The organism is Rhodoferax sp. SPJ4, from assembly GCF_058216275.1.
Map to the genome: position 1 here is coordinate 49,572 of NZ_JBYZMN010000002.1, position 25,760 is coordinate 75,331.

Sequence of the window (25,760 nt, forward strand, 5' to 3'; positions counted from 1 at the left end):
CTGGAGCCGTCCATGAAAGCCTGGCTGCTGCATCCGCTGGCCAAACCGCTGCTGTTCGTGGCGGCGCTGCTGCCTTTTCTGTGGCTGGTGTACGCGGCCGCCACCAACGGCCTGGGTGCCAACCCGCAGGAAGCGCTGATCCGGTCCACCGGGGATCTGACGCTGCGATTCCTCTGCTTTGTGCTGGCGGTCACGCCGTTGCGGGTGATGGCCGGCCTGCCTGCGCTGGCGCGTTTTCGGCGCATGCTGGGCCTGTTTGTGTATTTCTACGCGGTGGTGCACCTGCTGAGCTACAGCTGGTTTGACATGGGCTTTGACGTGGCCGACATCGCCAAGGACATCGCCAAACGGCCGTTCATCTTGGTGGGTTTTGCCGGCTGGCTGCTGCTGACGCCGCTGGCCGCCACCTCGTTCAACCGCGCCATCAAGGCCATGGGCGCCCGCCGCTGGCAATGGCTGCACAAGGCGGTGTATGCCATCGCCGGGCTGGCGGTACTGCATTTTTTCTGGATGCGCGCCGGCAAGAACAACTTTGCCGAGGTCTTTGTCTACGCCGCCATTCTCGGCAGCCTGCTGGGCTGGCGGGTCTGGTATTTTTTCAGCAAAAAGAACCGCCCACCATTTCCCCGCATGGGCGCACAGCTCTCGAAACAGTAGGACTGCTGTGCGAGTGCTGGCTGGCTTTCAGGCCGTGGGCAGCTGTTCGCCGCGCAGCTGGTCGGCCACGGTCTCCCGGGGCCGCAGCAAATGCACCCGGTCGCCGTCCACCAGCAGCTCGGCCGGCCGGCCCCGGGTGTTGTAGTTGCTGGCCATGCTCATGCAGTAGGCGCCCGCCGACAGCACGGCCAGCCGGTCGCCGGCCTGCACCGCCAGCGCACGGTCACGGCCGATCCAGTCACCGCTTTCGCACACCGGGCCCACCACGTCGTAGTCGGTGGTGGCGCTGTCGCGGGGTGTCAGCGGCACGATCTGGTGGAAGGCCTGGTACATGGCCGGGCGCGGCAGGTCGTTCATGGCCGCGTCGACGATGCAGAAGTTCTTTTGCTCGCCCGGCTTCAGGTAAAGCACTTCGGTCAGGCAGACGCCGGCGTTGCCCACCAGCGAGCGGCCGGGTTCGATCATCAGCTGGCGCTGGCCAAAGCCGCGCGCGTCCAGCTTGGCCAGCAGCTGGGCCCACAGCGCATCGGCCGCGGGCGGGGTGTCGCCGTTGTAGTCGATGCCCAGGCCACCGCCAAAGTCGATGTGGTGGATGGGGATGCCGGCGGCCTCGATGGCTTCCACCAGGTCCAGCACCCGGTCCATTGCGTCCAGGTAAGGGGTGCTGTCGGTGATTTGCGAGCCGATGTGGCAGTCGATGCCCACCACCTGCAGGCCCGGCAGGGCGGCGGCGCGCTGGTAGGTTTGCAGCGCCTGCTCGTGGGCTACACCGAACTTGTTGCCCTTGAGGCCGGTGGAGATGTAGGGATGGGTCTTGGGGTCGACGTTGGGGTTGACGCGGATGCTCACTGGCGCGCGCCGGCCCATGGCCTGGGCGACCTCGCTGAGTACCTCCAGCTCAGCGTCGCTTTCCACGTTGAAGCAGGCGATGCCAGCGTCCAGCGCCTGGCGCATCTCGGCGCGGGTCTTGCCCACGCCGGAGAAGATCACCTTGGCGGCATCGCCACCGGCGGCCAGCACGCGCTGCAACTCACCGCCCGACACGATGTCGAAGCCGCAGCCGGCCTGGGCAAAGACCTGCAGCACACCCAGCGAGGAGTTGGCCTTCATGGCGTAGCAAATCTGCGCGCGGCGGCCGGCAAAGCCGCGCTGGTAGGCGGCCAGGGCCTGCAACATGGCCGCCTTGGAGTAGACAAACAGCGGTGTGCCAAACTCGGTGGCCAGTGCATCGAGGCGCTGGCCTTCCACGCAAAGGGCGTCATTCCAGTAGGCGATGTGGGGGTGGCCGGGCAGGGCGGGGCGGCTCATGGCTTGCCCGTCTCAGGGGCACTTGCCGCGGGCGCCGCGCTGGCGGGGCTGCCAGTGACGCTGGAGCGCAGCACCTGGGGCAGCGTGGGTCGCTCAACCCCCGGGGGCGGGTTGGGCACCACCAAGGGACCCTTTTGACCGCAGCCGCCCAACAGGGGCAGGACACCGGCCAGGGCGGTGACTAGAATTTGACGGATAGACAACATGGTGAAATTGTAATGACCGACCCCGAATTCATGGACCGCGCCGAGGCGGTGCTGCGCGCGATCGAGGCGGCCTGCGACCGCATCAACGACGCCAGCGATGCCGACATCGACAACCAGCGGGTGGGCGGCATGGTCACGCTGACGTTTGCCAACCGCTCTCAGGTCATTGTCAACCTGCAAAAACCCCTGCATGAAATCTGGATGGCCGCGCGTGCCGGCGGTTTCCATTACAAATTTGACGGCGCTGCCTGGCGCGACACCAAGACCGCGCAGGAGTTCTTTGGGGATCTGAGCCAGCAGGCCAGCGCCCAGGCTGGGTTGCCGCTGCAATTCACGATCTGAGCACAGCCACTCGGGGCTGCACTCAGTTCTTGAAGAAGTCGAGGATGCTGCGTTTTTCCTCGGCCGAAGGGGCGGTCTGAGGCTGCTTGGGGGCGGCAGCCGCATCGTCCACACCCAGGCTGCTGACACCGGCGTTGGCCGCGTACTCGTCGTAGAACCACTCTCCACCGACGTTGACCACCCCGGGCGGGGGCGTTGGCTCGGACACCGGCACCCCCTTGAGCACCTGCTGCATGTAACTGATCCACACCGGCAGGCTCAAGCCGCCGCCGGTTTCACGGTCACCCAGCTTGCGCGGGGTGTCGTAACCTATCCAGCTCACCGCCGCCACGTTGGCCTGGTAGCCGGCGAACCAGGCGTCAATGGAGTCGTTGGTGGTGCCGGTTTTACCGTAGATGTCGGGCCGTTTCAGCGTGGCCTGGGCTCGGGCCGCGGTGCCTGAGCGGGTGACTTCCTGCAGCAGGCTGCTCATCACGAAGGCGTTGCGGGCGTCGATGACGCGCAGCGACTCGTCGAGTTCGGGGGGCTTGGTTTCCACCAGCAGCTTGTCTTTGTAGTCAGTGACGCGGGCGATCAGATAGGGGTTGAGGCGGTAACCGCCATTGGCAAACACCGAGTAGGCGGTGGCCATCTGCATGGGCGTGACCGAGCCAGCGCCCAGCGCCATGGTCAGGTAGGCGGGGTGTTTGTCGGGATCGAAGCCGAAGCGAGCCACCCATTCCTGCGCGTTCTGCGGCCCCACGGCCTGCAGGATGCGGATGGACACCATGTTCTTGGACTTGGCCAGGGCCCGGCGCAGGCTCATCGGGCCGTCGAAGGTGCCGTCGTAGTTCTTCGGCTCCCAGGGCTGGCCGCCGGTCACACCGGCGTCAAAAAAAAGCGGGGCGTCGTTGACCACGGTGGCAGGGGTGAAGCCCTTTTCCAGCGCCGCCGAGTAAATGAAAGGTTTGAAGCTGGAGCCGGGCTGGCGCCAGGCCTGGGTGACGTGGTTGAACTTGTTGGTCTGGAAATCAAAGCCGCCCACCAGGGCCCGGATGCTGCCATCGCGGGGGTCCAGCGCCACAAAAGCGCCTTCCACCTCGGGTTGCTGGGTGATTTCCCAGCTGCCCTTGGCAGCCGGCGCGACGCGGATGATGGCGCCACGGCGGATGCGGATGTTGGGCGGGGCTTTGGGCGACAGGCCGGACTGGGCGGGCTTCAGGCCCTCGCCTGCGATTTCAATGCGCTCGCCGTTCTGGCGTTCCGCCACCACACGCTGGGGGGTGGCGGTCAGCACCATGGCCACCATCAGGTCCTCGCTGTCGCTGAAGTCGGCCAGCGCGTCGTCGATGGCTTCGGCGGCTTCTTTGGCATCTGTGGGCAGTTCCACGAACTTTTCGGGCCCGCGGTAGACCTGCCGGCGCTCAAAGTCCAGAATGCCGCGCCGCAGCGCCCGGTAGGCCGCCGCCTGCTCGGAGGCCCGCACGGTGGTGTAGACGTTCAGGCCCCGGGTGTAGGTTTCGTCGCCGTACTGGCTGTACATCAGCTGGCGCACCGTTTCGGCGATGTATTCCGCGTGCGGACCGGCGTGGTCTTGTTTGGTCCGGATGGTGAGCTTCTCGACGCGGGCGGCCTTGGCCTGTTCCGGCTTGATGAAGCCGTTTTCTTCCATGCGGTCGATGATGTGAAGCTGGCGTGTCCGGGCTCGGCTGGGGTTGCTCACCGGGTTGTAAGCCGACGGCGCCTTGGGCAGGCCGGCCAGCATGGCGGCCTCGGCCACCGAGATGCTTTTCAGTTCCTTGCCAAAGTAGACCTCGGCGGCGGCGGCAAAGCCGTAGGCCCGCTGGCCGAGGTAGATCTGGTTCATGTAGATCTCCAGGATCTGGTCCTTGGTCAGCAGATGTTCCAGCTTGAAGGTCAGCAGAATCTCGTAAATCTTGCGGATGTAACTTTTCTCCGCCGACAGGTAGACATTGCGCGCCACCTGCATGGTGATGGTGGAGGCGCCCTGGGCCTTGGCGCCCCGCCCCACGTTGGCCAGTCCGGCGCGAATCACGCCCAGGTAGTCCACGCCGCCGTGGGAATAGAAGCGGGCGTCCTCAATGGCCAGCACCGCGTCCTTCATCACCTGGGGAATGTCCTGAATGGGGGTGAGCTTGCGCCTTTCCTCGCCAAACTCACCGATCAGCGTGCCCTCGGTCGAGAAAATGCGAAGCGGCAGCTTGGGCCGGTAGTCGGACAGGTCAGACACGTCCGGCAGATTGGGGTAGGCCACGGCCAGCGAGGTGGCAATCACCAGCAACAGGCACACGGCCGCCGCGGCGGCCAGGCCCAGGGCCCACAGACCCACCCGCATCAAAAGCCGCGGCATGGTGGGGGTGGCTCGACCGTCTTCGGTTGCTTGCGAGGGGTGGCCGGGGCCGGCGGATTTTTGTTTGGGCATAAGGCAGAGGTTAACGCCTCTCAGTTTATAAAAAGTCCGGGCCAGGCCATCGGCAAGCCACCGAGCGCGCATGCCCGGTGGCGTAGGCGCGTGGTGCGACCCTGAGTACGAACAACCTACCCGTGGTTCGGGCGTCTGCTTTTGACAACGCGGCCCTGCATTGGCTCTTGAAAATTCTGACGGCAAACCCTGGGCTTGCTGATAGTATTGGCGCAAAGTTGTGAGGTTTGGTAACCCCTCGACACACGAACAGAGGTGCGTTTTGATTTCATGGGGATCAATGTTTGCCAAGGAGCCGGCCGGCTTGCTTGGCCTGGACATCAGTTCTTCAAGCGTCAAGCTGGTTGAATTGGGGCGTAACGCATCGGGCAATCTGGTTCTGGAGCGTTGCGAAATGGAGCCCCTCGAAAAGGGCTGGGTCAGCGACGGCAACATCGAGAAATTCGACGAGGTGGCCGAAGCAGTGCGTCGCGTGGTGCGCAAGAGCGGCAGCCGGACCCGTCAGGTGGCGCTCGCTTTGCCGGCGTCCGCCGTCATCACCAAGAAAATCACCGTGCCGGGAGGACTGAACGAGCAGGAGCTTGAAGTCCATGTCGAGTCGGAAGCCAACCAGTACATTCCGTTCTCTTTGGACGAAGTGAGTCTGGATTTTTGCGTGATCGGCCCCAGCGCCACCGCCAACGGCGACATCGAGGTGCTGATTGCCGCTTCCCGCAAGGAAAAGGTGCAGGACCTGCAAGGCATCGCCGAGGCCGCTGGACTCAAGCCCGTGATCGTCGACGTGCAGCCTTACGCCTCCCGGTTGGCCGCTGGCCGACTGGTTGAGAAGTTGCCCAATGGTGGCAAGGATGCCCTGGTGGCCTTGTTTGAAGTGGGCGCCTACAACACCAGCATGCAGGTGGTGAAAAATGATGAGTTGCAATACGAGCGCGACCAGGCGTTTGGGGGTTCCCACCTGACCCAACTGATCGTTCGACAGTACGGTTTTTCTGCCGAAGACGCGGAAAGCAAAAAGCGCAGCGGTGACCTGCCAGACGACTGCAATCGGACGGTGATCCAGCCGTTCGTCAACAGCCTGGCCCAAGAAATTGGCCGTGCGCTGCAGTTCTTCTTCACCAGCACCCCGAACAGCAAGGTCGACCACATTTTGCTCGGGGGTGGATCATCCGCTCTGCCCGGCCTGACGGAAGCGGTCACCCGGCACACTTCTTTCCCTTGCAGGGTGGTGGACCCTTTTGAAGACATGAAAATGGGCTCGGGTGTGCGTGAGAAGAAGCTGCGTCGGGAGGCGCCCTCCTACCTCACCTCCTGCGGCCTGGCGATGCGGAGATTTTTCTCGTGATCTTGATCAACCTGCTGCCGCACCGTGAGATTGCGCGCAAGAAGCGCCAGGACGCATTCAATGTGTCTCTGGCATTGGCCGCTGTGGTGGGGGTTCTGGTGTGTGGCGTGGTGTACCTGTGGTACGACCTCCAGATTTCGCATCAGCAGGGGCGCAACAATTTCCTGCAGGCAGAAAACCGCCGGCTGGACGAAAAAATCAAGGACATCGCCAATTTACAGGCGGAAATTGCCGCGCTGCGTGCCCGGCAGCAGGCGGTGGAAGACCTGCAAGGCGACCGCAACCAGACGGTTCACCTGCTGAACGAACTGGCACGCCAGCTGCCTGAAGGGGTGTTCGTGACCTCCATGAAGCAGGACGGCGTCACCGTGTCCTTGGTTGGCACAGCCCAGTCCAACGAACGGGTGTCCGAGTTGCTGCGCAACCTGTCGAACAACAGCCCCTGGTTGAGCAAACCGGAACTGGTCGAGATTGTGGCCTCTTCGATTGCCCTGACCCCCCGCGATTCCCGGCGGGTTGCCAACTTCACGATGCGCGTGAAACTGCGGCGGCCAACCGAGGCCGCAGCAGCCGCCGCTGCGGCTGCCGCATCCGCAGCTTCGGCGGCGTCCATCCCCTCTTCTGCCCCTTCGGGCGTTCGGTGAACCATGGCCACCCGTCGTCGACAACCCAAGAAAAACCCGCTCGCCGGTCAATGGCTGGCGTTGCAAGCCCAGTTCCGCGGGCTGGACATGAAAAATCCTTCGGGGTGGCCATTGCTGCCCCGTTGCCTGCTCCAGGCCCTGGTGGTGGTGTTCGTGGTCGGTGCGCTCTGGTATGCCTGGCTGAGCGACTACGACGTGACGCTGGAGAACGAGCAAAAAAAGGAGTTGGCGCTGCGTGAGGACTACAAGAAAAAGGTTGCTCAGGTGGTGAATTTTGAGGCCCTGCTGAAGCAAAGAGAGCAGGTCCTGCAATATGTGACACAGTTGGAAAAGCAATTGCCGAGCAAGGCCGAAATGGATGCTTTGTTGTCCGACATCAACCAGGCCGGATTGGGCCGCAGCCTGCAGTTTGAGCTGTTCAGACCAGGGCAGGTCAGTGTCAAGGAGTATTACGCTGAACTGCCCATCTCGGTGCGTGTGGTCGGCAAGTACCACGACATCGGGTCGTTTGCGGCCGACATTGCCGGCCTGTCCCGCATCGTGACGCTGAGCAACCTCACGGTGACTTCTGGCCGTGACGGCATGCTGGCCATGGACGCGACGGCGCGCACCTTCCGTTACCTGGACACCGACGAGATCGCCGCACAGCGCAAAGCGGTGCCACCGGGAGGCAAGAAATGATCGCGCGTTGTGTGGGCGCATTGGGCCTGATGGGCGCCATGCTGGCATTGGCGGGCTGCGGCAATTCCGGTACCGAGGAATTGCAGCAATGGATGACGGAGCAACGTAACCAGACCCGTCCCAAGATCGAGCCAGTCTCGGAGCCGAAGAAATTCACGCCGCAAAATTACACACAGGAGCGTGCGGTCGAGCCCTTCAGTGTTCAGAAGCTGACGCAGGCATTGAAGCGGGAGTCGGCGGCCCAGACGGCCAGCGCGGCCTTGGTGGCACCTGAGTTGCGGCGCCGCAAAGAGGCCCTGGAGGCGTTTCCCTTGGATGCCATTGCCATGGTGGGCAGCCTGGTGCGTGACAAACAGCCCATGGCCTTGCTCAGGGTGGATAACCTGATTTACCAGTCCCGGGTGGGGAATTACGTTGGGCAAAACTACGGCCGAATCACCCAGATCACCGAAACCCAGATGGTGCTGCGTGAGATCGTGCAAGACGCAGCCGGCGAATGGATTGAGCGGGCAGCCACGCTGCAGTTGCAGGAGAAAACAAAATGATGATCGATATCTGGACCCAAGGACGTGGCGTCCTGCGCACAGGTTTGGCCGGCTTGCTGCTGGGCGTGGCTTTCTCCGCTGTCGCCCAAACCCGAATCGAGTCGGTCAGTGGCGCCATTCAGGGCGGCTCAGAGGTGATTCGCATCGAGTTGTCCGAGGCCTTGACTGTCCCTCCGACGGGGTTTGCAATCCAGTCGCCGGCCCGGATTGCACTGGATTTTCCTGGCGTGGTCAACAACTCGGGTCGCTCGTCGGTGGACATCAACCAGGGCAATTTGAAGACCATCAACGTGGTGCAGGCGGGTGAACGAACGCGGGTGGTGCTCAACCTGAAGCAGTCGGCGGGCTACAGAACCCAGATGGATGGCAAAACCTTGCTTGTCCTGTTGGACCCCACCAACCCCGTGGCAGCCCCGGTGGCGGCGTCCAAACAAGCGCCAGCCATCTTTGCCGAAAACAGAAACAACGACACATTGCCCTTGCGTGACATTGACTTCCGGCGTGGAACCGGCAGCAGCGGTCGCATCGTGGTGGACCTGGCCAACAACCAGGTGGGCGTGGACATCAAACAGCAAGGCCCCACCTTGGTGGTGGATTTCATGAAGACCTCCCTGCCCGAGGGGCTTCGTCGTCGCCTGGATGTGGCGGACTTCGGCACACCGGTGCAGACCGTCACCACCACCCAGGTGGGCGATCGGGTGCGCATGGTGGTGGAGCCCACTGGCTTGTGGGAGCACAGCGCCTACCAAAGCGACAGCCAGTTTGTGGTGGAGGTTCGCCCACAGCGGGTCGACCCCTCTAAGCTGACTCAAGGACCGACCTTCAGCGGTGAAAAACTGTCGCTGAACTTCCAAAACATCGAGGTCAGGTCCCTGCTGCAGGTGATTGCCGACTTCACCAATTTCAACATCATCACTTCGGACTCTGTGTCGGGCTCGGTGACATTGCGGCTGAAGGATGTTCCCTGGGACCAGGCGCTGGACATCATTCTGCAGGCCAAAAACCTGGGCATGCGTAAAACCGGCAATGTGCTGTTGATCGCACCGAAGGACGAACTGGCCGCCAAGGAAAAGCTGGACCTGGAAGCTAAGGCGGCCATTGCCAACCTCGAACCGCTGCGAACCCAGAGTTTCCAACTCAACTACACCAAAGCGGCAGACATCGCGACCCAGCTCACCGCCACCGGTGGTGCAACGGGTGGCGCTGCTGTGGGCGCGCGCATCATTTCCCCCCGTGGCAGTGTCATCAGCGAACCTCGCACCAACCAGATTTTTGTCACCGACATCCCGGCCACGTTGGAACGTGTTCAGCAGTTGTTGGCCAAATTGGACATTGCCGTGCGGCAGGTGATGATTGAGGCCCGCATTGTGGAGGCGTCCGACACTTTTGGTAAGTCGCTGGGTGTGCGTCTGGGTGGCTACAGCACGCGCAACAATGGCACTTATGACCAGAACCGCATTGGCTTTGGGGGCAGTTATGACGCCGTTTCGTCCACCACAAACCAGGCGACAGGCGGCAGCCTTACAACCACCAACACCCAGTTTGTGAACTTGCCGGCGGTGGGCCAGAACGGCTACAACCCCGCTTTGTTTGCCGTCTCCTTGTTCAGCTCGGCTGCCAACCGGTTTTTGAACCTGGAGTTGTCGGCGCTGGAAGCCGATGGCAAAGGCAAGGTGGTGTCCAGCCCGCGTGTGGTGACGGCCGACCAGACCAAGGCCTTGATCGAGCAGGGCACGGAGCTGCCCTACCAGTTGGCCACCTCCAGTGGTGCGACGGCGATTGCCTTCCGCAAAGCCAATCTGAAGTTGGAGGTTACGCCGCAGATCACGCCCGAGGGCAACATCATCCTGGACCTCGATGTGAACAAAGACACAGTGGGTCAGGCCACAGCAGCCGGTTTTGCCATCAACACCAAGCACATCAAGACCCAGGTGTTGGTGGAAAACGGCGGTACGGTGGTGATTGGCGGTATCTTCGAATTGAACGAAGCCGACAGCGAAACCAAGGTGCCGTTGCTGGGCGATATTCCTGGGGTGGGCAACTTGTTCAAGTCGCGTTCCCGCATCGCCAACAAGCAGGAACTGCTGGTGTTCATCACCCCCAAGATGATTTCCGATCGGGCCACCATTCGATAAATCCCTGTGGGGCGGCTGAATGAAGGCCGCTCCCCAACAGGCTGCACGCCTCGCACGTCGCGCTTCTTTGGCTACACGGTGATGGCATGAAGCCTCGGGATGACTGGGGAATTCTTGAACGTTGCACTCATTGGTTTGCCGGGGTCTGGCAAGTCCACGGTGGGTCGGCACCTGGCCAAGCGCCTGGACTTGCCGTTCATTGATTCGGACCATGTGATTGAGCAGCGCCTGGGGTGTTCGATTGCCACTCTCTTCGAGCGCGAAGGTGAGTTAGCCTTCCGCGACATCGAGGCCGACGTGCTGGATGAGTTGACGCAACGCACCGATGTCGTGTTGTCCACCGGTGGCGGCAGCGTGTTGCGGCCGATCAACCGCGAATATCTGCGCAGCCGCTGTCGCGTGATCTACCTGCGATCCTCGCCCGAAGAGTTGTACCGTCGCTTGCGCCGCGACACCACCCGGCCGTTGCTGCAAGTCCAGGATCCGATGACCAAACTGCGTGACCTGTTTGAAGTGCGCGATCCGCTGTACCGCGAAACCGCCCACTTTTCCATCGACACCGGCCGGCCCTCGGTGGCCACCCTGGTCAACATGATCGCGATGCAGCTGGACCTCTCCGGGGGGGCGGCGCCGTCTCTGCCCAAGTCCTGACCGGATGGGGCCTGCGCCAGAGTCCGTGTGCGACTGTGGCCATGCCCATCGCCTAAACTTGGGCCATGCAAGTACCGATTGCCGCCGAGCAGCTCCAGATCGACCTGGGCGACCGCAGCTACCCCATCCTCATCGGCCCCGCGTTGCTGGACGACAGCGCCACCTGGGCTGGTCTGCCCAAGGCCTCCACGGCCCTGATCGTCAGCAACACCACGGTGGACCCGTTGTACGGCGCGCGTTTGCGTGCCGCGCTGGCACCGCGCTACGCCAAGGTGCACACCGTGGTGCTGCCCGATGGCGAGGCCCACAAGACCTGGGAAACACTGAACCTCATTTTTGACGGACTGTTGTCGCACGAGGCCGATCGCAAGACGGTGCTGTTCGCCCTGGGCGGTGGTGTGGTGGGCGACATGACCGGCTTTGCTGCGGCCAGCTACATGCGGGGCGTGCCCTTTGTGCAGGTGCCCACCACCCTGCTGTCGCAGGTGGACTCGTCGGTGGGCGGCAAGACCGGCATCAACCACCCGCTGGGCAAGAACATGATCGGTGCGTTCTACCAGCCGCAACGGGTGGTGTGCGACCTGTCCACGTTGCACACCCTGCCGCCGCGCGAGATGGCGGCCGGGCTGGCCGAGGTCATCAAGTACGGGCCCATTGCCGACATGGCCTTTCTCGATTGGATCGAGGCCCACATGGATGCCCTGGTGGCGCGCGACATGGCGGCGCTGACCCACGCGGTGCGGCGCAGCTGCGAGATCAAGGCCTGGGTGGTCAGCCAGGACGAACGCGAAGCCGGCCTGCGCGCCATCCTGAATTTCGGCCACACCTTCGGTCATGCCATCGAAGCCGGCATGGGCTACGGTGCCTGGTTGCATGGCGAGGCGGTGGGCTGCGGCATGGTGATGGCGGCCACGCTGTCGCAGCGCCTGGGTTTGGTGGAGGCGGCCTTTGTGCAGCGCCTGACCACCCTGGTGGCCCGTGCCGGCCTGCCGGTACGGGCGCCCCGGCTGGCGGCCAACAACGCCCAGCGCTACCTTGAGTTGATGCGGGTCGACAAGAAGGCCGAGGCGGGGGAAATCCGCTTTGTGGTGATCGATGGGCCTGGCAAGGCGGTGGTGCGTGGTGCACCCGATGCCTTGGTGACCGAGGTGATCAACGCCTGCACCCTTGACGCGCCTGAAACGGCTGGTGCGCTATGAGCAGCGTCGCCGGTCGGTGCGGACGCCAGGGCTGACGGCATGTCCCTGGCCCCCTACGCCTGCGATCCGGGCCAGTCCCGCGGCCGGCGCCATGCCGAGCCGGCCGCACCCACCCGCACTGCCTTCCAGCGCGACCGCGATCGTATTGTCCATTCCACCGCCTTTCGCCGCCTGGTCTACAAGACCCAGGTGTTTCTGAACCACGAAGGGGATTTGTTCCGCACCCGGCTCACCCATTCGCTGGAAGTGGCCCAGCTCGGCCGCTCTATTGCCCGCGCGCTGGCGCTCAACGAAGACCTGGTGGAAGCGATTGCGCTGGCCCATGACCTGGGCCACACCCCGTTCGGCCACGCCGGGCAGGACGTGTTGAACGCCTGCATGGCCGAGCACGGTGGCTTTGAGCACAACCTGCAGAGCCTGCGCGTGGTGGATTCGCTGGAAGAGCGCTACCCGCAGTTCGATGGCCTGAACCTCAGCTTTGAAACGCGCGAAGGCATCCTCAAACACTGCTCGCGGCGCAACGCCCAGCGGCTGGAGACGCGTGAGCCCCATGGCCTGGCCCAGCGTTTCCTGGGCGGGGAGGGCGCGCCCTTGCAGCCCAGTCTGGAAGCGCAACTGGCCAATCTGGCCGACGAGATTGCCTACAACGCCCACGACATCGACGACGGTGTGCGCTCGGGGCTGATCACGCTGGCGCAGCTGGAGGCCGTGCCGCTGTTCGACATGCATCGCCGCCAGACGCTGGCCGATCACCCTGAGCTGCAGGGCCGTCGGGTGCTGTTCGAGACCATACGCCGCATGCTCAGCGCCCAGGTGTACGACGTCATCGACACCACCCGGGCTGCGCTGCTGGCCTCGGGCCCGCGCCAGGTCGAGGAGGTGCGCCATTCGCCGGCGCTGGTGCGCTTCAGTGAAGAGATGCGGGCCCAATCGGTGGTGCTCAAGCAGTTCCTGCTGCGCAACCTCTACCGCCACCCGCAGGTCACAGCCACCACGGTGCAGGCCCAGAGTGTGGTGAGTGAGCTGTTTGCCGCCTATCTGGCTGCGCCGCAAGAGATGAAGCCGGCTTTTGCTGCCCAGTCCAATCGGCCCCGTGCGGTGGCCGACTACATTGCCGGCATGACCGACCGCTTTGCCTCGCGAGAACACGAGCGCCTGACCGGCCGCCGGGTGCTGGTGTGAGCTTGGTCCCACCCGTGGTGGATGTGACCCAGGTGCTGGCCCGCACCGAGGCTTGGCTGACCCGGGCGGTGATTGGCCTCAACCTGTGCCCTTTTGCCAAGGCGGTCCATGTCAAGGGCCAGGTGCATTTCGAGGTGACGCTGGCGCAGGACGATGAGGCTTTGAGTGACGCGCTGGCCCAGGCCTTGCGCGAGCTGGTGGCCACCGACCCGGCCGTGCGTGACACCAGCTTGCTGATCGTGCCGGCCATGCTGGCCGATTTTCTGGACTTCAACGACTTTCTGGGCGCAGCCGACGCGGTGCTTGATGAACTGGGCCTGGGCGATGCCATCCAGATCGCCAGCTTCCACCCGCAGTACCAGTTTGCCGGCACCGCGCCCGACGACATCGGCAACTTCAGCAACCGCTCGCCTTACCCCATCTTGCACCTGCTGCGCGAAGCCAGCGTGGGCCGGGCGGTGGACGCGTTCCCCGACACCGACGCCATCTACGAGAACAACATCGTGACGCTGGAGCGCCTGGGCCTGTCGGGTTGGGTGGCACTCGACGTGGGGCCGGTGCCGCAAGACCCGCCTGGCTCGACCTGACGGTTTGGGGGTTTCGCCCCTTAGCGCCAACGACTCAGAAGCGCCAGCCCAGGCCCGCACCCAGCAACAGCGGGTCGGCTTTGAAGTTGCCCAGGTTGTTGCCACCGGCAAACACATCGGTGCGGATGTGGATCTTCTTCAGGTCCAGGTTGAAGTACAGGTGGTCCTGCAGCGGGATGTCCACACCCACCTGGAGCGCAGGGCCCCAGCTGTGCTTTTCTGTGGTCGCCGCGCCACCGAGCACGTCGACACTGGAAAAGCGCGTGTAGTTCACGCCGGCGCCCACATAAGGCCGAACACCGGCCAGGTTGAAGTGGTACTGCAGCAACAGCGTGGGCGGCAGGTGCTTGAGCGAGCCGATCGCGCTGCCGTTGGCGCTGACGGTGTGTTTTTGCGGCACCGTCAGCAGCAACTCAGCCGCCAGGTGGGGGCTGAAGAAATAGCTGACGTCGACATCGGGAATGGTCTTGTCATTGATGGCCAGACCCAGACCGGTGGCATCGCTGTTGCTGCTGTTCATGTGCACCACGCGGGCGCGCACCATCCATGGGCCTTCCGGTGAGGTCTGTGCATGGGTGGTACCAGACAGGGTGGTGAGGGCCAGGGCCAAGGGGAGAAGAAGTTTGTGCATCGGGTGAACGTTTGTTGTTGAGCCGGGAGGATTCCCAGCGCCGATTGAAAACCTTCTCGACGGAATGGTCTTTGCGATGCATCAAGCCACGGCCTCGACGCCGGCGCAATGTGCACCGGCTTTAAGATGGCTCACGTTCGCTCCCTTGTGCCATGGCCCGCCTCCCCCGCCTCACCGTGCCCGGTCTGCCCCACCATGTGCTGCAGCGGGGCAACAACCGCCAGCCCATTTTTGTGGACCTGGTCGACCGTCAGGCCATGCTGGCCCTGCTGGCCGAACACGCCAAGGCCTGCGAAGTGGCGGTTCACGCCTATGTGCTGATGGACAACCATTTCCACCTGCTGGCCACGCCGCAGACCCAAGAAGGTCTGCCGCGGATGATGCAGGCGGTGGGCCGGCGCTATGTGCGCCACTTCAATGACCGCCATGGCCGCAGCGGCACCCTGTGGGAGGGGCGGTACCGCGCCACCGTGATCCAGCCCGAACGCTACTTGCTGGCCTGTATGGCCCATTTGGACCTGCACCCGGTGCGTGCCAGCCTGTGCGCCGAGCCGGCCGACCACCCCTGGAGCAGCCATGGCCATTACACCGGCCTGCGTCATGACCCCTTGGTGACCCCCCACGCCGTTTACTGGACCCTGGGCAACACGCCGTTCGCCCGCGAGGCGGCTTATGCCCAGCAGGTGGCCGCGGGGCTTGCACCAGAGACGCGCACCGCGCTGACCGATTCGGTGCTTTCCGGTTGGGCCCTGGGCGAGCCGGCGTTCCTGGCCCAGTTGCAGAAACAGACCCCCCGGCGGGTGGCCAAAGCCAAGGCCGGGCGGCCGGCGGTGCCGCGCACTACCCCGACGGCCGACTGAGTGTCCGCCTTCGAGGGGTGTTGGTCGATGGATATAATATGTCCCCAATTAATCTAAAAATTTTCCTGTCCGATTTAATTGGAATCTGACCCTATTTATTCTGCTTGGCATTGTTGTTGCAGTGCACTATGCTTCCAACCCCTGCGAATCTTAGGAGAGCGCCATGACCACGGCAGCTGAAATCAAGCACCTTCAACAACACGGCCTGTACTCGGGTGCCAACGAGCATGACGCCTGTGGCGTGGGCTTTGTGGCCCACATCCGTGGCGAGAAATCCCACGCCATCGTTCAGCAGGGCTTGAAGATTCTGGAAAACCTGGACCACCGGGGTGCGGTGGGTGCCGACAAGCTGATGGGCGACGGCGCCGGCATCCTGATCCAGCTGCCCGACGCGCTGTACCGCGAAGAAATGGCCAAGCAAGGTGTGGCGCTGCCACCCCCCGGCGAATACGGCGTGGGCATGATCTTCCTGCCCAAAGAACACGCCAGCCGGCTGGCCTGTGAGCAGGAGATGGAACGTGCCATCAAGGCCGAAGGCCAGGTGCTCCTGGGCTGGCGCGACGTGCCGGTCAACCTGCAGATGCCGATGTCGCCCACCGTGCGCGAAAAGGAGCCGGTGCTGCGCCAGGTCTTCATCGGCCGCGGCAACGACGTGATCGTGCAGGACGCGCTGGAGCGCAAGCTGTACGTGATCCGCAAGACCGCCAGCGCCGCCATCCAGAACCTGCACCTGAAGCACAGCAAGGAATACTACGTGCCCAGCATGTCCAGCCGGACGGTGGTGTACAAGGGCCTGCTGTTGGCCGACCAGGTCGGCACCTATTACCTGGACCTGCAAGACCCGCGCTGCGTGTCGGCCCTGGGCCTGGTGCACCAGCGCTTCTCCACCAACACCTTCCCCGAGTGGCCGCTGGCCCACCCCTACCGCTATGTGGCGCACAACGGTGAAATCAACACCGTCAAGGGCAACTACAACTGGATGAAGGCACGCGAAGGCGTGATGTCCTCGCCGGTGCTGGCGGCCGACCTGCAAAAGCTCTACCCCATCAGCTTTGCCGACCAGTCCGACACCGCGACCTTCGACAACTGCCTTGAGCTGTTGACCATGGCCGGCTACCCCATCAGCCAGGCGGTGATGATGATGATTCCCGAACCCTGGGAACAGCACACCACCATGGACGAGCGCCGCAAGGCCTTCTACGAGTACCACGCCGCGATGTTGGAGCCCTGGGATGGCCCGGCCTCCATCGTTTTCACCGACGGCCGCCAGATCGGCGCCACGTTGGACCGCAACGGCCTGCGCCCCTCGCGCTACTGCGTGACCGACGACGACCTGGTCATCATGGGCTCCGAGTCCGGCGTGCTGCCGGTGCCGGAGAACAAGATCGTCCGCAAATGGCGTCTGCAGCCCGGCAAGATGTTCCTGATCGACCTGGAACAGGGCCGGATGATCGACGACGAGGAACTCAAGTCCAACCTCGCCAACAGCAAACCCTACAAGCAGTGGATCGAGAACCTGCGCATCAAGCTCGACGACGTGGCCGGCGGCGGTGAGCCTGCCACCGCCAACGAAAGCAACGTCACGCTGCTGGACCGCCAGCAGGCCTTTGGCTACACCCAGGAAGACATCAAGTTCCTGATGTCGCCCATGGCCGCAGCCGGCGAAGAAGCCATCGGCTCCATGGGCAACGACAGCCCGCTGGCCGTGCTGTCCAACAAGAACAAGCCGCTGTACAACTACTTCAAGCAGTTGTTCGCCCAGGTGACCAACCCGCCGATCGACCCGATCCGCGAGGCCATCGTGATGTCGCTGGTGAGCTTCATCGGCCCCAAGCCCAACCTGCTGGACATCAACCAGGTCAACCCGCCGATGCGGCTGGAAGTCAGCCAGCCCATCCTGAGCTTTGCCGACATGGCCAAGCTGCGCGACATCGATACCCACACCCAGGGCAAGTTCCGCAGCGCCACGCTGGACATCACCTACCCGCTGGCCTGGGGCCATGAGGGCGTGGAAGCCAAGCTGGCCTCGCTGTGCGCCGAGGCGGTGGATGCCATCAAGGGTGGCAAGAACATCCTGATCATCAGCGACCGTGCGGTCTCGCCCACCCAGGTGGCCATTCCCGCGGTGCTGGCGCTGTCGGCCATTCACCAGCACCTGGTGGTGGCAGGCCTGCGCACCACCGCCGGCCTGGTGGTGGAAACCGGCTCGGCCCGCGAGGTGCACCACTTCGGCGTGCTGGCTGGCTATGGCGCCGAAGCCGTGCATCCTTATTTGGCGATGGAGACGCTGGCGTCCATCCACGCCAACCTGCCGGGCGATCTGAGCGCCGACAAGGCCATCTACAACTACGTCAAGGCCATCGGCAAGGGCTTGTCCAAGATCATGTCCAAGATGGGCGTGAGCACCTACATGAGCTATTGTGGTGCCCAGCTGTTCGAGGCCATCGGCCTGAGCAGCGAGACCATCGCCAAGTACTTCACCGGCACCGCCAGCCGCGTGGAGGGCATCGGCGTGTTCGACATCGCCGAGGAAGCCATTCGCACCCACAAGGCCGCTTTCAGCGACGACCCGTTGCTGGCCTCGATGCTGGACACCGGTGGCGAATACGCCTGGCGGGTGCGTGGTGAAGACCACATGTGGACGCCCGACGCGATCGCCAAGCTGCAGCACAGCACCCGCGCCAACAACTGGAGCACCTACAAGGAATACGCCCAGATCATCAACGACCAGAACAAGCGCCACCTGACGTTGCGTGGCCTGTTCGAGTTCAAGCTCGATCCGGCCAAGGCCATCCCGGTCGACGAGGTGGAAGCGGCGGCCGAGATCGTCAAGCGTTTCGCCACCGGCGCCATGTCGCTGGGCTCCATCTCCACCGAGGCCCATGCCACGCTGGCTGTGGCCATGAACCGCATCGGCGGCAAGAGCAACACCGGCGAAGGCGGTGAAGATCCGGTGCGTTACCGCAACGAGTTGAAGGGCATCCCGATCAAGCAGGGTGCCACGCTGGCCGGCATCATCGGCAAGGACGTGATCGAGGCCGACTACCCGCTGCAGGCCGGCGACTCGCTGCGCTCCAAGATCAAGCAGGTGGCCTCGGGCCGCTTCGGTGTGACCGCCGAGTACCTGAGCAGCGCCGACCAGATCCAGATCAAGATGGCCCAGGGTGCCAAGCCCGGCGAGGGCGGCCAGCTGCCCGGCAGCAAGGTGTCCGACTACATCGGCAAGCTGCGTTACTCGGTGCCCGGGGTGGGCCTGATTTCGCCACCGCCGCACCACGACATCTACTCCATCGAAGACCTGGCCCAGCTGATCCACGACCTGAAAAACGTGGCGCCGCACTCCAGCATCAGCGTCAAGCTGGTGTCCGAAGTGGGTGTGGGCACCATCGCCGCGGGCGTGGCCAAGTGCAAGAGCGACCATGTGGTGATCGCCGGCCATGACGGTGGCACCGGTGCCTCGCCCTGGTCGTCCATCAAGCATGCCGGCAGCCCCTGGGAAATCGGCCTGGCCGAAACCCAGCAGACCCTGGTGCTGAACCGCCTGCGCGCCCGCATCCGGGTCCAGGCCGACGGCCAGATGAAGACCGGCCGCGACGTGGCGATTGCCGCGCTGCTGGGCGCCGACGAGTTCGGCTTCGCCACCGCACCGCTGGTGGTTGAGGGCTGCATCATGATGCGCAAGTGCCACCTCAACACCTGCCCTGTGGGCGTGGCCACGCAAGACCCGACGCTGCGCAAGAAGTTCTCCGGCAAGCCCGAGCATGTGGTGAACTACTTCTTCTTCATCGCCGAAGAAGTGCGCCAGATCATGGCCCAGCTGGGCATCCGCAAGTTCGACGACATGATTGGTCGTGCCGACCTGCTCGACACCAAGAAGGGCATTGAGCACTGGAAGGCCCAGGGCCTGGACTTCAGCCGTTTGTTCGCCCAGCCCAACGTGCCGGCCGATGTGCCGCGCTACCACGTCGAGAACCAGGAACACGGCCTCGAAAAGAGCCTGGACAACGTGCTGATCGCCAAGTCGCGCGCCGCCATCGACAAGGGCGAGAAGGTCCAGTTCATCGAAGTGGCCCGCAACGTCAACCGCTCGGTCGGCGCCATGCTGTCCGGTGCACTGACCAAGGTCCACCCCGAAGGCCTGCCCGACGACACCATCCGCATCCAGCTCGAGGGCACGGGTGGCCAGTCCTTCGGCGCCTTCCTGGCCCGCGGCATCACGCTGTACCTGATCGGTGACGCCAACGACTACACCGGCAAGGGCTTGAGCGGCGGCCGCGTGGTGGTGCGCCCCAGCATCGACTTCCGTGGTGTGGCCACCAGCAACACCATCATCGGCAACACCGCGCTGTACGGTGCCACCACCGGCGAAGCCTTCTTCAGCGGCGTCGGTGGCGAGCGCTTTGCGGTGCGCCTGTCCGGCGCCACCGCGGTGGTGGAAGGCACGGGCGACCACGGTTGTGAATACATGACCGGCGGCACCGTGGCGGTACTGGGCAAGACCGGCCGCAACTTTGCCGCCGGCATGAGCGGTGGCATCGCCTACGTCTTTGATGAAGACGGCCAGTTCGCCAAACGCTGCAACACCGCCATGGTCACGCTGGAGAAGGTGTTGACCATCAAGGAGCAGGAAGCCGGCATCGACCCCGCCATCTGGCACCGTGGTCAGACCGACGAGGCCCAGCTGAAGAAGCTCCTGGAAGACCACAACCGCTGGACCGGCAGCAAGCGGGCCCGCGAGTTGCTGGACAACTGGGCCGAGGCACGGCTGAAGTTCGTCAAGGTTTTCCCCACCGAGTACAAGCGTGCCCTGGGTGAAATCCATGCCCGCAACAAGGCGCAAGCCGCCGTCAAGCCGGCCAAGCCGGTTGCCAAAGAAGCCGCGGCTTCGAAGTAAACAGACACCACAGGACTCAGATCATGGGAAAAGTCACCGGTTTCATGGAGTTTGAGCGCGTCGAAGAGGGCTACAAGCCCGTGGGCGAGCGTCTCAAGAACTACAAAGAATTCGTCATCGGCCTGGACGACAAACAGGCCAAGGTGCAGGCCGCGCGCTGCATGGACTGCGGCACGCCGTTCTGCAACAACGGCTGCCCAGTCAACAACATCATTCCGGACTTCAATGACCTGGTGTATTCGGGCGACTGGCAGAACGCCATCACGGTGCTGCACAGCACCAACAACTTCCCCGAGTTCACCGGCCGCATCTGCCCCGCACCCTGCGAGGCCGCCTGCACGCTGAACGTGAACGACGACGCGGTGGGCATCAAGTCCATCGAGCACGCCATCATCGACCGCGCCTGGGCCGAAGGTTGGGTTGCGCCCCAGCTGCCCAAGCACAAGACCGGCAAGAAGGTTGCCGTGGTTGGCTCCGGCCCTGCCGGCATGGCGGCGGCCCAGCAGCTGGCCCGCGCCGGCCACGACGTGACGGTGTTCGAGAAGAACGACCGTGTCGGCGGCCTGCTGCGCTACGGCATCCCCGACTTCAAGATGGAGAAGTCGCACATCGACCGCCGGGTCGAGCAGATGCAAAAAGAAGGCGTGACTTTCCGCACCGGCGTGATGGTGGGCCACCTGCCCAAGGACTCCAAGGTCACCAACTGGGCCAAGGAAACCATCAGCCCGGAGCAGCTGCAAAAAGACTTCGACGCGGTGGTGCTGGCCGGTGGGGCCGAGCAGTCGCGCGACCTGCCGGTGCCCGGCCGCGACCTGGACGGCGTGCATTTCGCGATGGAATTCCTGCCGCAGCAGAACAAGGTCAACGCCGGCGACAAGCTCAAGGGCCAGCTGCGGGCCGACGGCAAGCATGTCATCGTCATCGGCGGTGGCGACACCGGCAGCGACTGCGTGGGCACCAGCAACCGCCATGGCGCGGCCAGCGTGACCCAGTTCGAGCTGCTGCCCCAGCCGCCGGTGGAAGAAAACCGGCCCATGACCTGGCCTTACTGGCCGGTCAAGCTGCGCACCAGCTCCAGCCACGAAGAAGGTTGCGAGCGCGAGTTCGCCATCTCCACCAAGGCGCTGATCGGTGAAAAAGGCAAGGTCACCGGCCTGCAAACGGTTCGTGTCGAGTGGAAAGACGGCAAGATGGTCGAGGTGGCCGGCTCCGAGCAGGTGCTGAAGGCCGACCTGGTGCTGCTGGCCATGGGTTTTGTGTCGCCGGTGGCGTCCATCCTCGAGGCTTTTGGCCTGGAGAAGGACAACCGGGGCAATGCCAAGGCCACGACCGAATTCGACGGGGGCTATGCCACCAACGTTGCCAAGGTGTTTGCCGCCGGCGACATCCGCCGCGGTCAGAGCCTGGTGGTGTGGGCCATACGCGAAGGCCGCCAGGCCGCCCGCGCGGTGGACGAGTTCCTGATGGGTTACTCGGACCTGCCCCGGTAAAGGGCAGGGGGATTCCCGTATCATCAACAGGGCCGGCCTCGACCGGCCTTTTTCATTCATGACCTCAGCCCCCAGCAACAACCTTGTGGAGTTTCGCGACCTGACCTTCGGGTACGGGGAGCGGGTCATCCTCGACCGGGTGACGCTGACCATCCCGCGTGGCAAGGTCACGGCCTTGATGGGCGCGTCCGGTGGCGGCAAAACCACGGTGCTGCGGCTGATCGGCGGCCAGTACCGGGCCCAGTCGGGCCAGGCGCTGGTGGATGGGCGTGACGTGGCCCAGCTGGACGCCCAGGGCCTGTACGCGATGCGCCGGCGCATGGGCATGCTGTTCCAGTTCGGCGCGCTGTTCACCGACCTCAGCGTGTTCGACAACGTGGCTTTTCCGCTGCGCGAACACACCGGTTTGTCGGAAGCCCTGGTGCGCGACATCGTGCTGATGAAACTCAACGCGGTGGGCCTGCGCGGCGCCCGTGACCTGATGCCCAGCCAGGTGTCGGGCGGCATGGCGCGTCGGGTGGCCCTGGCCCGGGCCATTGCGCTGGACCCCGACCTGGTGATGTACGACGAGCCCTTCGCCGGCCTCGACCCGATCTCGCTGGGCACGGCGGCCCGGCTGATCCGCCAGCTCAACGACTCCCTGGGCATCACCAGCGTGGTGGTGTCACACGACCTGGAAGAAACCTTCCACATCGCCGACAAGGTCATCATCCTGGCCAACGGCCGCATCGCCGCCGAGGGCACGCCCGAAGAGGTGCGCCACAGCAGCAACCCGCTGGTGCACCAGTTTGTCCATGCGCTGCCCGATGGCCCGGTGGCCTTCCATTACCCGGCCAGCCCGATCGGCGACGATTTTGGCCAAGGGGCGGCGCGATGATGGGTTGGCTGCGTCCCGCCCAGGTCGGCTTCTCCACCCGCGGCCTGTTGGCCGGCCTGGGTTATGCCACGCGTTTGTTTTTCCGATTGGTGACGGCCGGGCCGGCCTGCCTGGGCCGTTTCGGCCTGGTGCGCGACCAGGTCCACTTCCTTGGCAATTTCTCGCTGGCCATCATCACCGTGTCCGGCCTTTTCGTCGGCTTTGTGCTGGGTCTGCAGGGCTACTACACCCTGCAGCGCTACGGCTCCACCGAGGCCCTGGGCCTGCTGGTGGCGCTGAGTCTGGTGCGTGAGCTGGGGCCGGTCATCACCGCCCTGCTGTTCGCTGGCCGGGCCGGCACCTCGCTGACCGCCGAGATCGGCCTGATGAAGGCCGGTGAGCAACTCAGCGCGATGGAGATGATGGCCATTGACCCGGTGCGCCGCATCCTGGCGCCGCGCTTCTGGGCTGGCGTGATCACCATGCCGCTGCTGGCGGCGGTGTTCAGTGCGGTGGGTGTGCTGGGCGGCTGGGCGGTGGGTGTGCTGATGATCGGTGTGGACGCTGGCGCCTTCTGGAGCCAGATGCAGGGCGGGGTGGACGTCTGGCGTGATGTCGGCAATGGCGTGCTCAAGAGTTTTGTGTTCGGCGTGACGGTGACCTTTGTGGCGTTGCTGCAGGGTTACCGGGCCCAACCCACGCCGGAGGGGGTGTCGCACGCCACCACCCGCACGGTGGTGGTGGCTTCGTTGGCGGTGCTGGGTCTGGACTTTGTGCTCACCGCGCTGATGTTCAGCATTTAAGGAATTGGCTATGGAACGCTCGAAAAACGACATCTGGGTGGGTTTGTTTGTGCTGATTGGCGCGGCCGCCCTGCTGTTTCTGGCCCTGCAGTCGGCCAACCTGCTGAGCCTGAATTTCGAATCCACCTACAAGGTGGACGCCAAGTTCGACAACATCGGTGGGCTCAAGCCCCGCGCCGCGGTCAAGAGCGCCGGTGTGGTGGTGGGCCGAGTCGAATCCATCGGCTTTGACCCCAAATCCTTCCAGGCTCGCATCACACTGGCGATGCAAAGCCGCTACGTGTTCCCCAAAGACAGCTCGCTGAAAATCCTCACCGCCGGCCTGCTGGGTGAGCAGTACATCGGCATCGAGGCCGGTGCCGACGAGAAAAACCTCGGTGCCGGTGACCTGATCACCCAGACCCAGTCCGCGGTGGTGCTGGAAAACCTGATCAGCCAGTTTTTGTACAGCAAGGCCGCCGACGGCGCCGACACCAAATCCCCTGCCAAAGAGAGTGAGGGCAAAAAATGACGCCCAGTTCCATCGCCTCCCCTGCCGCGCCTGTCGGCCTGTCGCTGACCCGCTGGCTCACCGGCCTGCTGATGGTGGCGCTGCTGGCCATGGCCTCCGGCTGTGCCACCCGCCCCGGTGGCGACGAGCGCGACCCCTTCGAGGGCTTCAACCGCGGCGTGACCCGTTTCAACGACGAGGCCGACCGCCTGGTGCTGAAGCCGGTGGCCACCGGCTATGTCGCCGTGGTGCCCGAACTGGTGCGCACCGGCGTCAGCAACTTCTTCAGCAACCTCGGCGATGTCTGGACCTTTGTCAACAGCGTGCTGCAGCTCAAAGGCCAGGCCGCGGGGGAGACCTTCATCCGGTTTGCCCTGAACTCCACCTTGGGCCTGGGCGGGTTGCTGGACATCGCCAGCGAAGCCGGCATCGAGAAATACAACGAAGACTTTGGCCTGACGCTGGGCCGCTGGGGCGTGGGCTCCGGGCCCTACATCGTGCTGCCGCTGCTGGGCCCGTCTACGCTGCGCGACAGCCTGGCCACCGGCATTGAAACCAATGGCAGCCCCATCAGTGGCATCGGCGACATCAGCACCCGCAACACGGTCTACGCACTCAACATCGTCGACAAGCGCTCGGCCTTTCTGGACGCCGGTACCTTGCTGGACCAGGCGGCACTCGACAAATACGCTTTCACCCGCGACGCCTACCTGCAGCGCCGCCGCAACCTGTTGGCGCCGGACAGCGCCGGCTCTTCCGAGGGTGGCGCAGACAAGTGAAGCCCGGGTGGCCTGTTGTTACCAAGCGTGAGCCTGTCGTCGGTGGTAAGGTCTGAGGCGTTGACTGTGTGCGCCGTTGCGCGAAAGAGGAATTGACATGAAACGACGATTGTTTACCGCCCTGTGTTCCGGCCTGGTGGCCCTGAGTGTGTCTGGCATGGCCCTGGCCGCCGACGAGGCGCCCGAAGCGCTGATCCAGCGCATGGCCAACGAGGTGCTGGACGCGGTCAAGGCTGACAAGTCCATCAAGAGTGGCGACACCGCCCGGGTGATCGAGCTGGTCGACAGCAAGGTGCTGCCCAACATGAACTTCCAGCGCATGACGGCCTCGGCCGTGGGCCGGGCCTGGCGCGAAGCGTCGCCCGAGCAGCAAAAGCGCCTGCAGGAAGAGTTCAAGACCCTGCTGGTGCGCACCTACTCGGGCGCGTTGGCCCAGGTGAGCGACCAGACCATCAGCCTCAAGCCCTTCCGCGGCAGCCCCGATGACAAGGAAGTCGTGGTCCGCACCGAAGTGCGTGGCAAGGGCAACCCCATCCAGCTCGACTACCGCCTGGAAAAAACCCCTGGCGCCGGTGCAGGCTGGAAGATTTACGACATCAATGTGCTGGGCGTCTGGCTGGTGGAAACCTACCGTGGCCAGTTCAGCCAGGAAATCAACGCCAAGGGCGTCGATGGCCTGATCGAATCGCTGGCCTCGCGCAACAAGTCCAACCAGAAAAAGGCCTGAGCATGCTGGCCTTGCCCGTCGAGTTGACCCAGGCCCAGGCCGAGTCCTGTTTGGGTGGCCTGCGGCCGGAGCTGCGGTCCCAGGCGGGTGGGGTGGTCGAGGTCGATGCAGCGGCGCTGCAGAACTTTGACTCGGCCGCGCTGGCGGTGCTGCTGGCCTGCCGGCGTGAGGCCACGGCGGCGGGAAAATCCCTGGTGGTGCGGGCCATGCCCGAGCGCCTGCGCACCCTGGCCACGCTGTACGGTGTGGCCGAATTGCTGCCGGAAGCGGCCTGAAAAGCCGGTCTCATTCCGTTTGAACCCGGTCAGGGGCTTGGGGCTGCGACGGTG

The 25,760-nt window shown here is 64.1% G+C and carries 23 protein-coding genes; 20 read left to right on the top strand and 3 right to left on the bottom strand.

All coding sequences use genetic code 11. From position 1 onward, the window contains the following. The first annotated feature begins 12 nt into the window (after positions 1–12). On the top strand, positions 13–657 hold the full coding sequence (msrQ, locus tag AC4BAR_RS07650) for a protein-methionine-sulfoxide reductase heme-binding subunit MsrQ (protein ID WP_490627257.1): 645 nt from the start codon (positions 13–15) through the stop codon (positions 655–657). 27 nt (positions 658–684) lie between these two features. On the opposite strand, the gene lysA is transcribed toward msrQ, so the two are convergent. Next, a complete protein-coding gene (gene lysA, locus AC4BAR_RS07655) occupies positions 685–1,965 on the bottom strand; it encodes a diaminopimelate decarboxylase (RefSeq protein WP_490627258.1) in 1,281 nt (426 codons plus the stop codon). 218 nt (positions 1,966–2,183) lie between these two features. On the opposite strand from lysA, the gene cyaY reads away from it, so the two are divergent. Beyond that, positions 2,184–2,513, top strand: coding sequence for an iron donor protein CyaY (gene cyaY, locus AC4BAR_RS07660; protein ID WP_490627259.1), 330 nt, complete (start codon positions 2,184–2,186; stop codon positions 2,511–2,513). 22 nt (positions 2,514–2,535) lie between these two features. Here cyaY and AC4BAR_RS07665 read toward each other — a convergent pair whose 3' ends face one another. After that, positions 2,536–4,863, bottom strand: a complete 2,328-nt coding sequence (locus AC4BAR_RS07665; RefSeq protein WP_490627260.1) for a penicillin-binding protein 1A — start codon at positions 4,861–4,863, stop codon at positions 2,536–2,538. A 352-nt stretch (positions 4,864–5,215) separates the two neighbouring features. On the opposite strand from AC4BAR_RS07665, the gene AC4BAR_RS07670 reads away from it, so the two are divergent. The 9 genes from AC4BAR_RS07670 (at position 5,216) to AC4BAR_RS07710 (ending at position 13,901) form a co-directional block, all read left to right on the top strand. Next, positions 5,216–6,277 (top strand): pilus assembly protein PilM, encoded by a 1,062-nt coding sequence (locus AC4BAR_RS07670; protein ID WP_490627261.1) that lies wholly within the window; start codon positions 5,216–5,218, stop codon positions 6,275–6,277. Continuing rightward, complete coding sequence (locus AC4BAR_RS07675; RefSeq protein WP_490627262.1) at positions 6,274–6,921, top strand: PilN domain-containing protein; 648 nt, start codon at positions 6,274–6,276, stop codon at positions 6,919–6,921. Before AC4BAR_RS07670 ends, AC4BAR_RS07675 begins: the two co-directional genes overlap by 4 nt. A gap of 3 nt (positions 6,922–6,924) precedes the next feature. Beyond that, the gene (locus AC4BAR_RS07680) at positions 6,925–7,602 is read left to right on the top strand and encodes a type IV pilus inner membrane component PilO (RefSeq protein WP_490627263.1); all 678 of its coding nucleotides are present in this window, start codon (positions 6,925–6,927) and stop codon (positions 7,600–7,602) included. After that, positions 7,599–8,147, top strand: a complete 549-nt coding sequence (locus tag AC4BAR_RS07685; RefSeq protein ID WP_490627264.1) for a pilus assembly protein PilP — start codon at positions 7,599–7,601, stop codon at positions 8,145–8,147. Before AC4BAR_RS07680 ends, AC4BAR_RS07685 begins: the two co-directional genes overlap by 4 nt. Continuing rightward, complete coding sequence (locus tag AC4BAR_RS07690; protein WP_490627265.1) at positions 8,144–10,282, top strand: type IV pilus secretin PilQ; 2,139 nt, start codon at positions 8,144–8,146, stop codon at positions 10,280–10,282. The genes AC4BAR_RS07685 and AC4BAR_RS07690 overlap by 4 nt, the downstream gene beginning before the upstream one ends. A 114-nt stretch (positions 10,283–10,396) precedes the next feature. Next, positions 10,397–10,933: a shikimate kinase gene (locus AC4BAR_RS07695; protein WP_490627266.1), complete on the top strand. Its 537-nt coding sequence runs from the start codon at positions 10,397–10,399 to the stop codon at positions 10,931–10,933. A gap of 65 nt (positions 10,934–10,998) precedes the next feature. After that, positions 10,999–12,132 (top strand): 3-dehydroquinate synthase, encoded by a 1,134-nt coding sequence (gene aroB, locus AC4BAR_RS07700; protein ID WP_490627267.1) that lies wholly within the window; start codon positions 10,999–11,001, stop codon positions 12,130–12,132. Between the two features lie 39 nt (positions 12,133–12,171). After that, positions 12,172–13,314, top strand: coding sequence for a deoxyguanosinetriphosphate triphosphohydrolase (locus AC4BAR_RS07705; protein WP_490627268.1), 1,143 nt, complete (start codon positions 12,172–12,174; stop codon positions 13,312–13,314). Further along, the gene (locus AC4BAR_RS07710) at positions 13,311–13,901 is read left to right on the top strand and encodes a DUF1415 domain-containing protein (RefSeq protein ID WP_490627269.1); all 591 of its coding nucleotides are present in this window, start codon (positions 13,311–13,313) and stop codon (positions 13,899–13,901) included. The genes AC4BAR_RS07705 and AC4BAR_RS07710 overlap by 4 nt, the downstream gene beginning before the upstream one ends. A 34-nt stretch (positions 13,902–13,935) precedes the next feature. Here AC4BAR_RS07710 and AC4BAR_RS07715 read toward each other — a convergent pair whose 3' ends face one another. Next, on the bottom strand, positions 13,936–14,532 hold the full coding sequence (locus AC4BAR_RS07715) for an OmpW/AlkL family protein (RefSeq protein ID WP_490627270.1): 597 nt from the start codon (positions 14,530–14,532) through the stop codon (positions 13,936–13,938). A gap of 152 nt (positions 14,533–14,684) precedes the next feature. On the opposite strand from AC4BAR_RS07715, the gene AC4BAR_RS07720 reads away from it, so the two are divergent. The 9 genes from AC4BAR_RS07720 (at position 14,685) to AC4BAR_RS07760 (ending at position 25,706) form a co-directional block, all read left to right on the top strand. Beyond that, positions 14,685–15,392 (top strand): transposase, encoded by a 708-nt coding sequence (locus AC4BAR_RS07720; protein WP_490627271.1) that lies wholly within the window; start codon positions 14,685–14,687, stop codon positions 15,390–15,392. 163 nt (positions 15,393–15,555) lie between these two features. Then, entirely contained in the window at positions 15,556–20,286 is a 4,731-nt protein-coding gene (locus AC4BAR_RS07725) for a glutamate synthase-related protein (RefSeq protein WP_490627272.1), read from the top strand. 23 nt (positions 20,287–20,309) lie between these two features. Beyond that, a complete protein-coding gene (locus AC4BAR_RS07730; protein WP_490627273.1) occupies positions 20,310–21,776 on the top strand; it encodes a glutamate synthase subunit beta in 1,467 nt (488 codons plus the stop codon). 58 nt (positions 21,777–21,834) lie between these two features. After that, positions 21,835–22,653 carry an ABC transporter ATP-binding protein gene (locus AC4BAR_RS07735; protein ID WP_490627274.1) on the top strand — a complete coding sequence of 273 codons (819 nt, stop codon included), beginning with the start codon at positions 21,835–21,837 and terminating at the stop codon, positions 22,651–22,653. Beyond that, the gene (mlaE, locus tag AC4BAR_RS07740; protein WP_490627275.1) at positions 22,653–23,435 is read left to right on the top strand and encodes a lipid asymmetry maintenance ABC transporter permease subunit MlaE; all 783 of its coding nucleotides are present in this window, start codon (positions 22,653–22,655) and stop codon (positions 23,433–23,435) included. The genes AC4BAR_RS07735 and mlaE overlap by 1 nt, the downstream gene beginning before the upstream one ends. Before the next feature lie 10 nt (positions 23,436–23,445). Then, positions 23,446–23,946 carry an outer membrane lipid asymmetry maintenance protein MlaD gene (gene mlaD / locus AC4BAR_RS07745; RefSeq protein WP_490627276.1) on the top strand — a complete coding sequence of 167 codons (501 nt, stop codon included), beginning with the start codon at positions 23,446–23,448 and terminating at the stop codon, positions 23,944–23,946. After that, on the top strand, positions 23,943–24,704 hold the full coding sequence (locus AC4BAR_RS07750; protein ID WP_490627277.1) for an MlaA family lipoprotein: 762 nt from the start codon (positions 23,943–23,945) through the stop codon (positions 24,702–24,704). The genes mlaD and AC4BAR_RS07750 overlap by 4 nt, the downstream gene beginning before the upstream one ends. Before the next feature lie 97 nt (positions 24,705–24,801). After that, complete coding sequence (locus tag AC4BAR_RS07755; protein ID WP_490627278.1) at positions 24,802–25,431, top strand: MlaC/ttg2D family ABC transporter substrate-binding protein; 630 nt, start codon at positions 24,802–24,804, stop codon at positions 25,429–25,431. Positions 25,432–25,433: 2 nt separating this feature from the next. Further along, positions 25,434–25,706 carry an STAS domain-containing protein gene (locus AC4BAR_RS07760; RefSeq protein ID WP_490627279.1) on the top strand — a complete coding sequence of 91 codons (273 nt, stop codon included), beginning with the start codon at positions 25,434–25,436 and terminating at the stop codon, positions 25,704–25,706. The last annotated feature ends 54 nt before the right edge of the window (positions 25,707–25,760 follow it).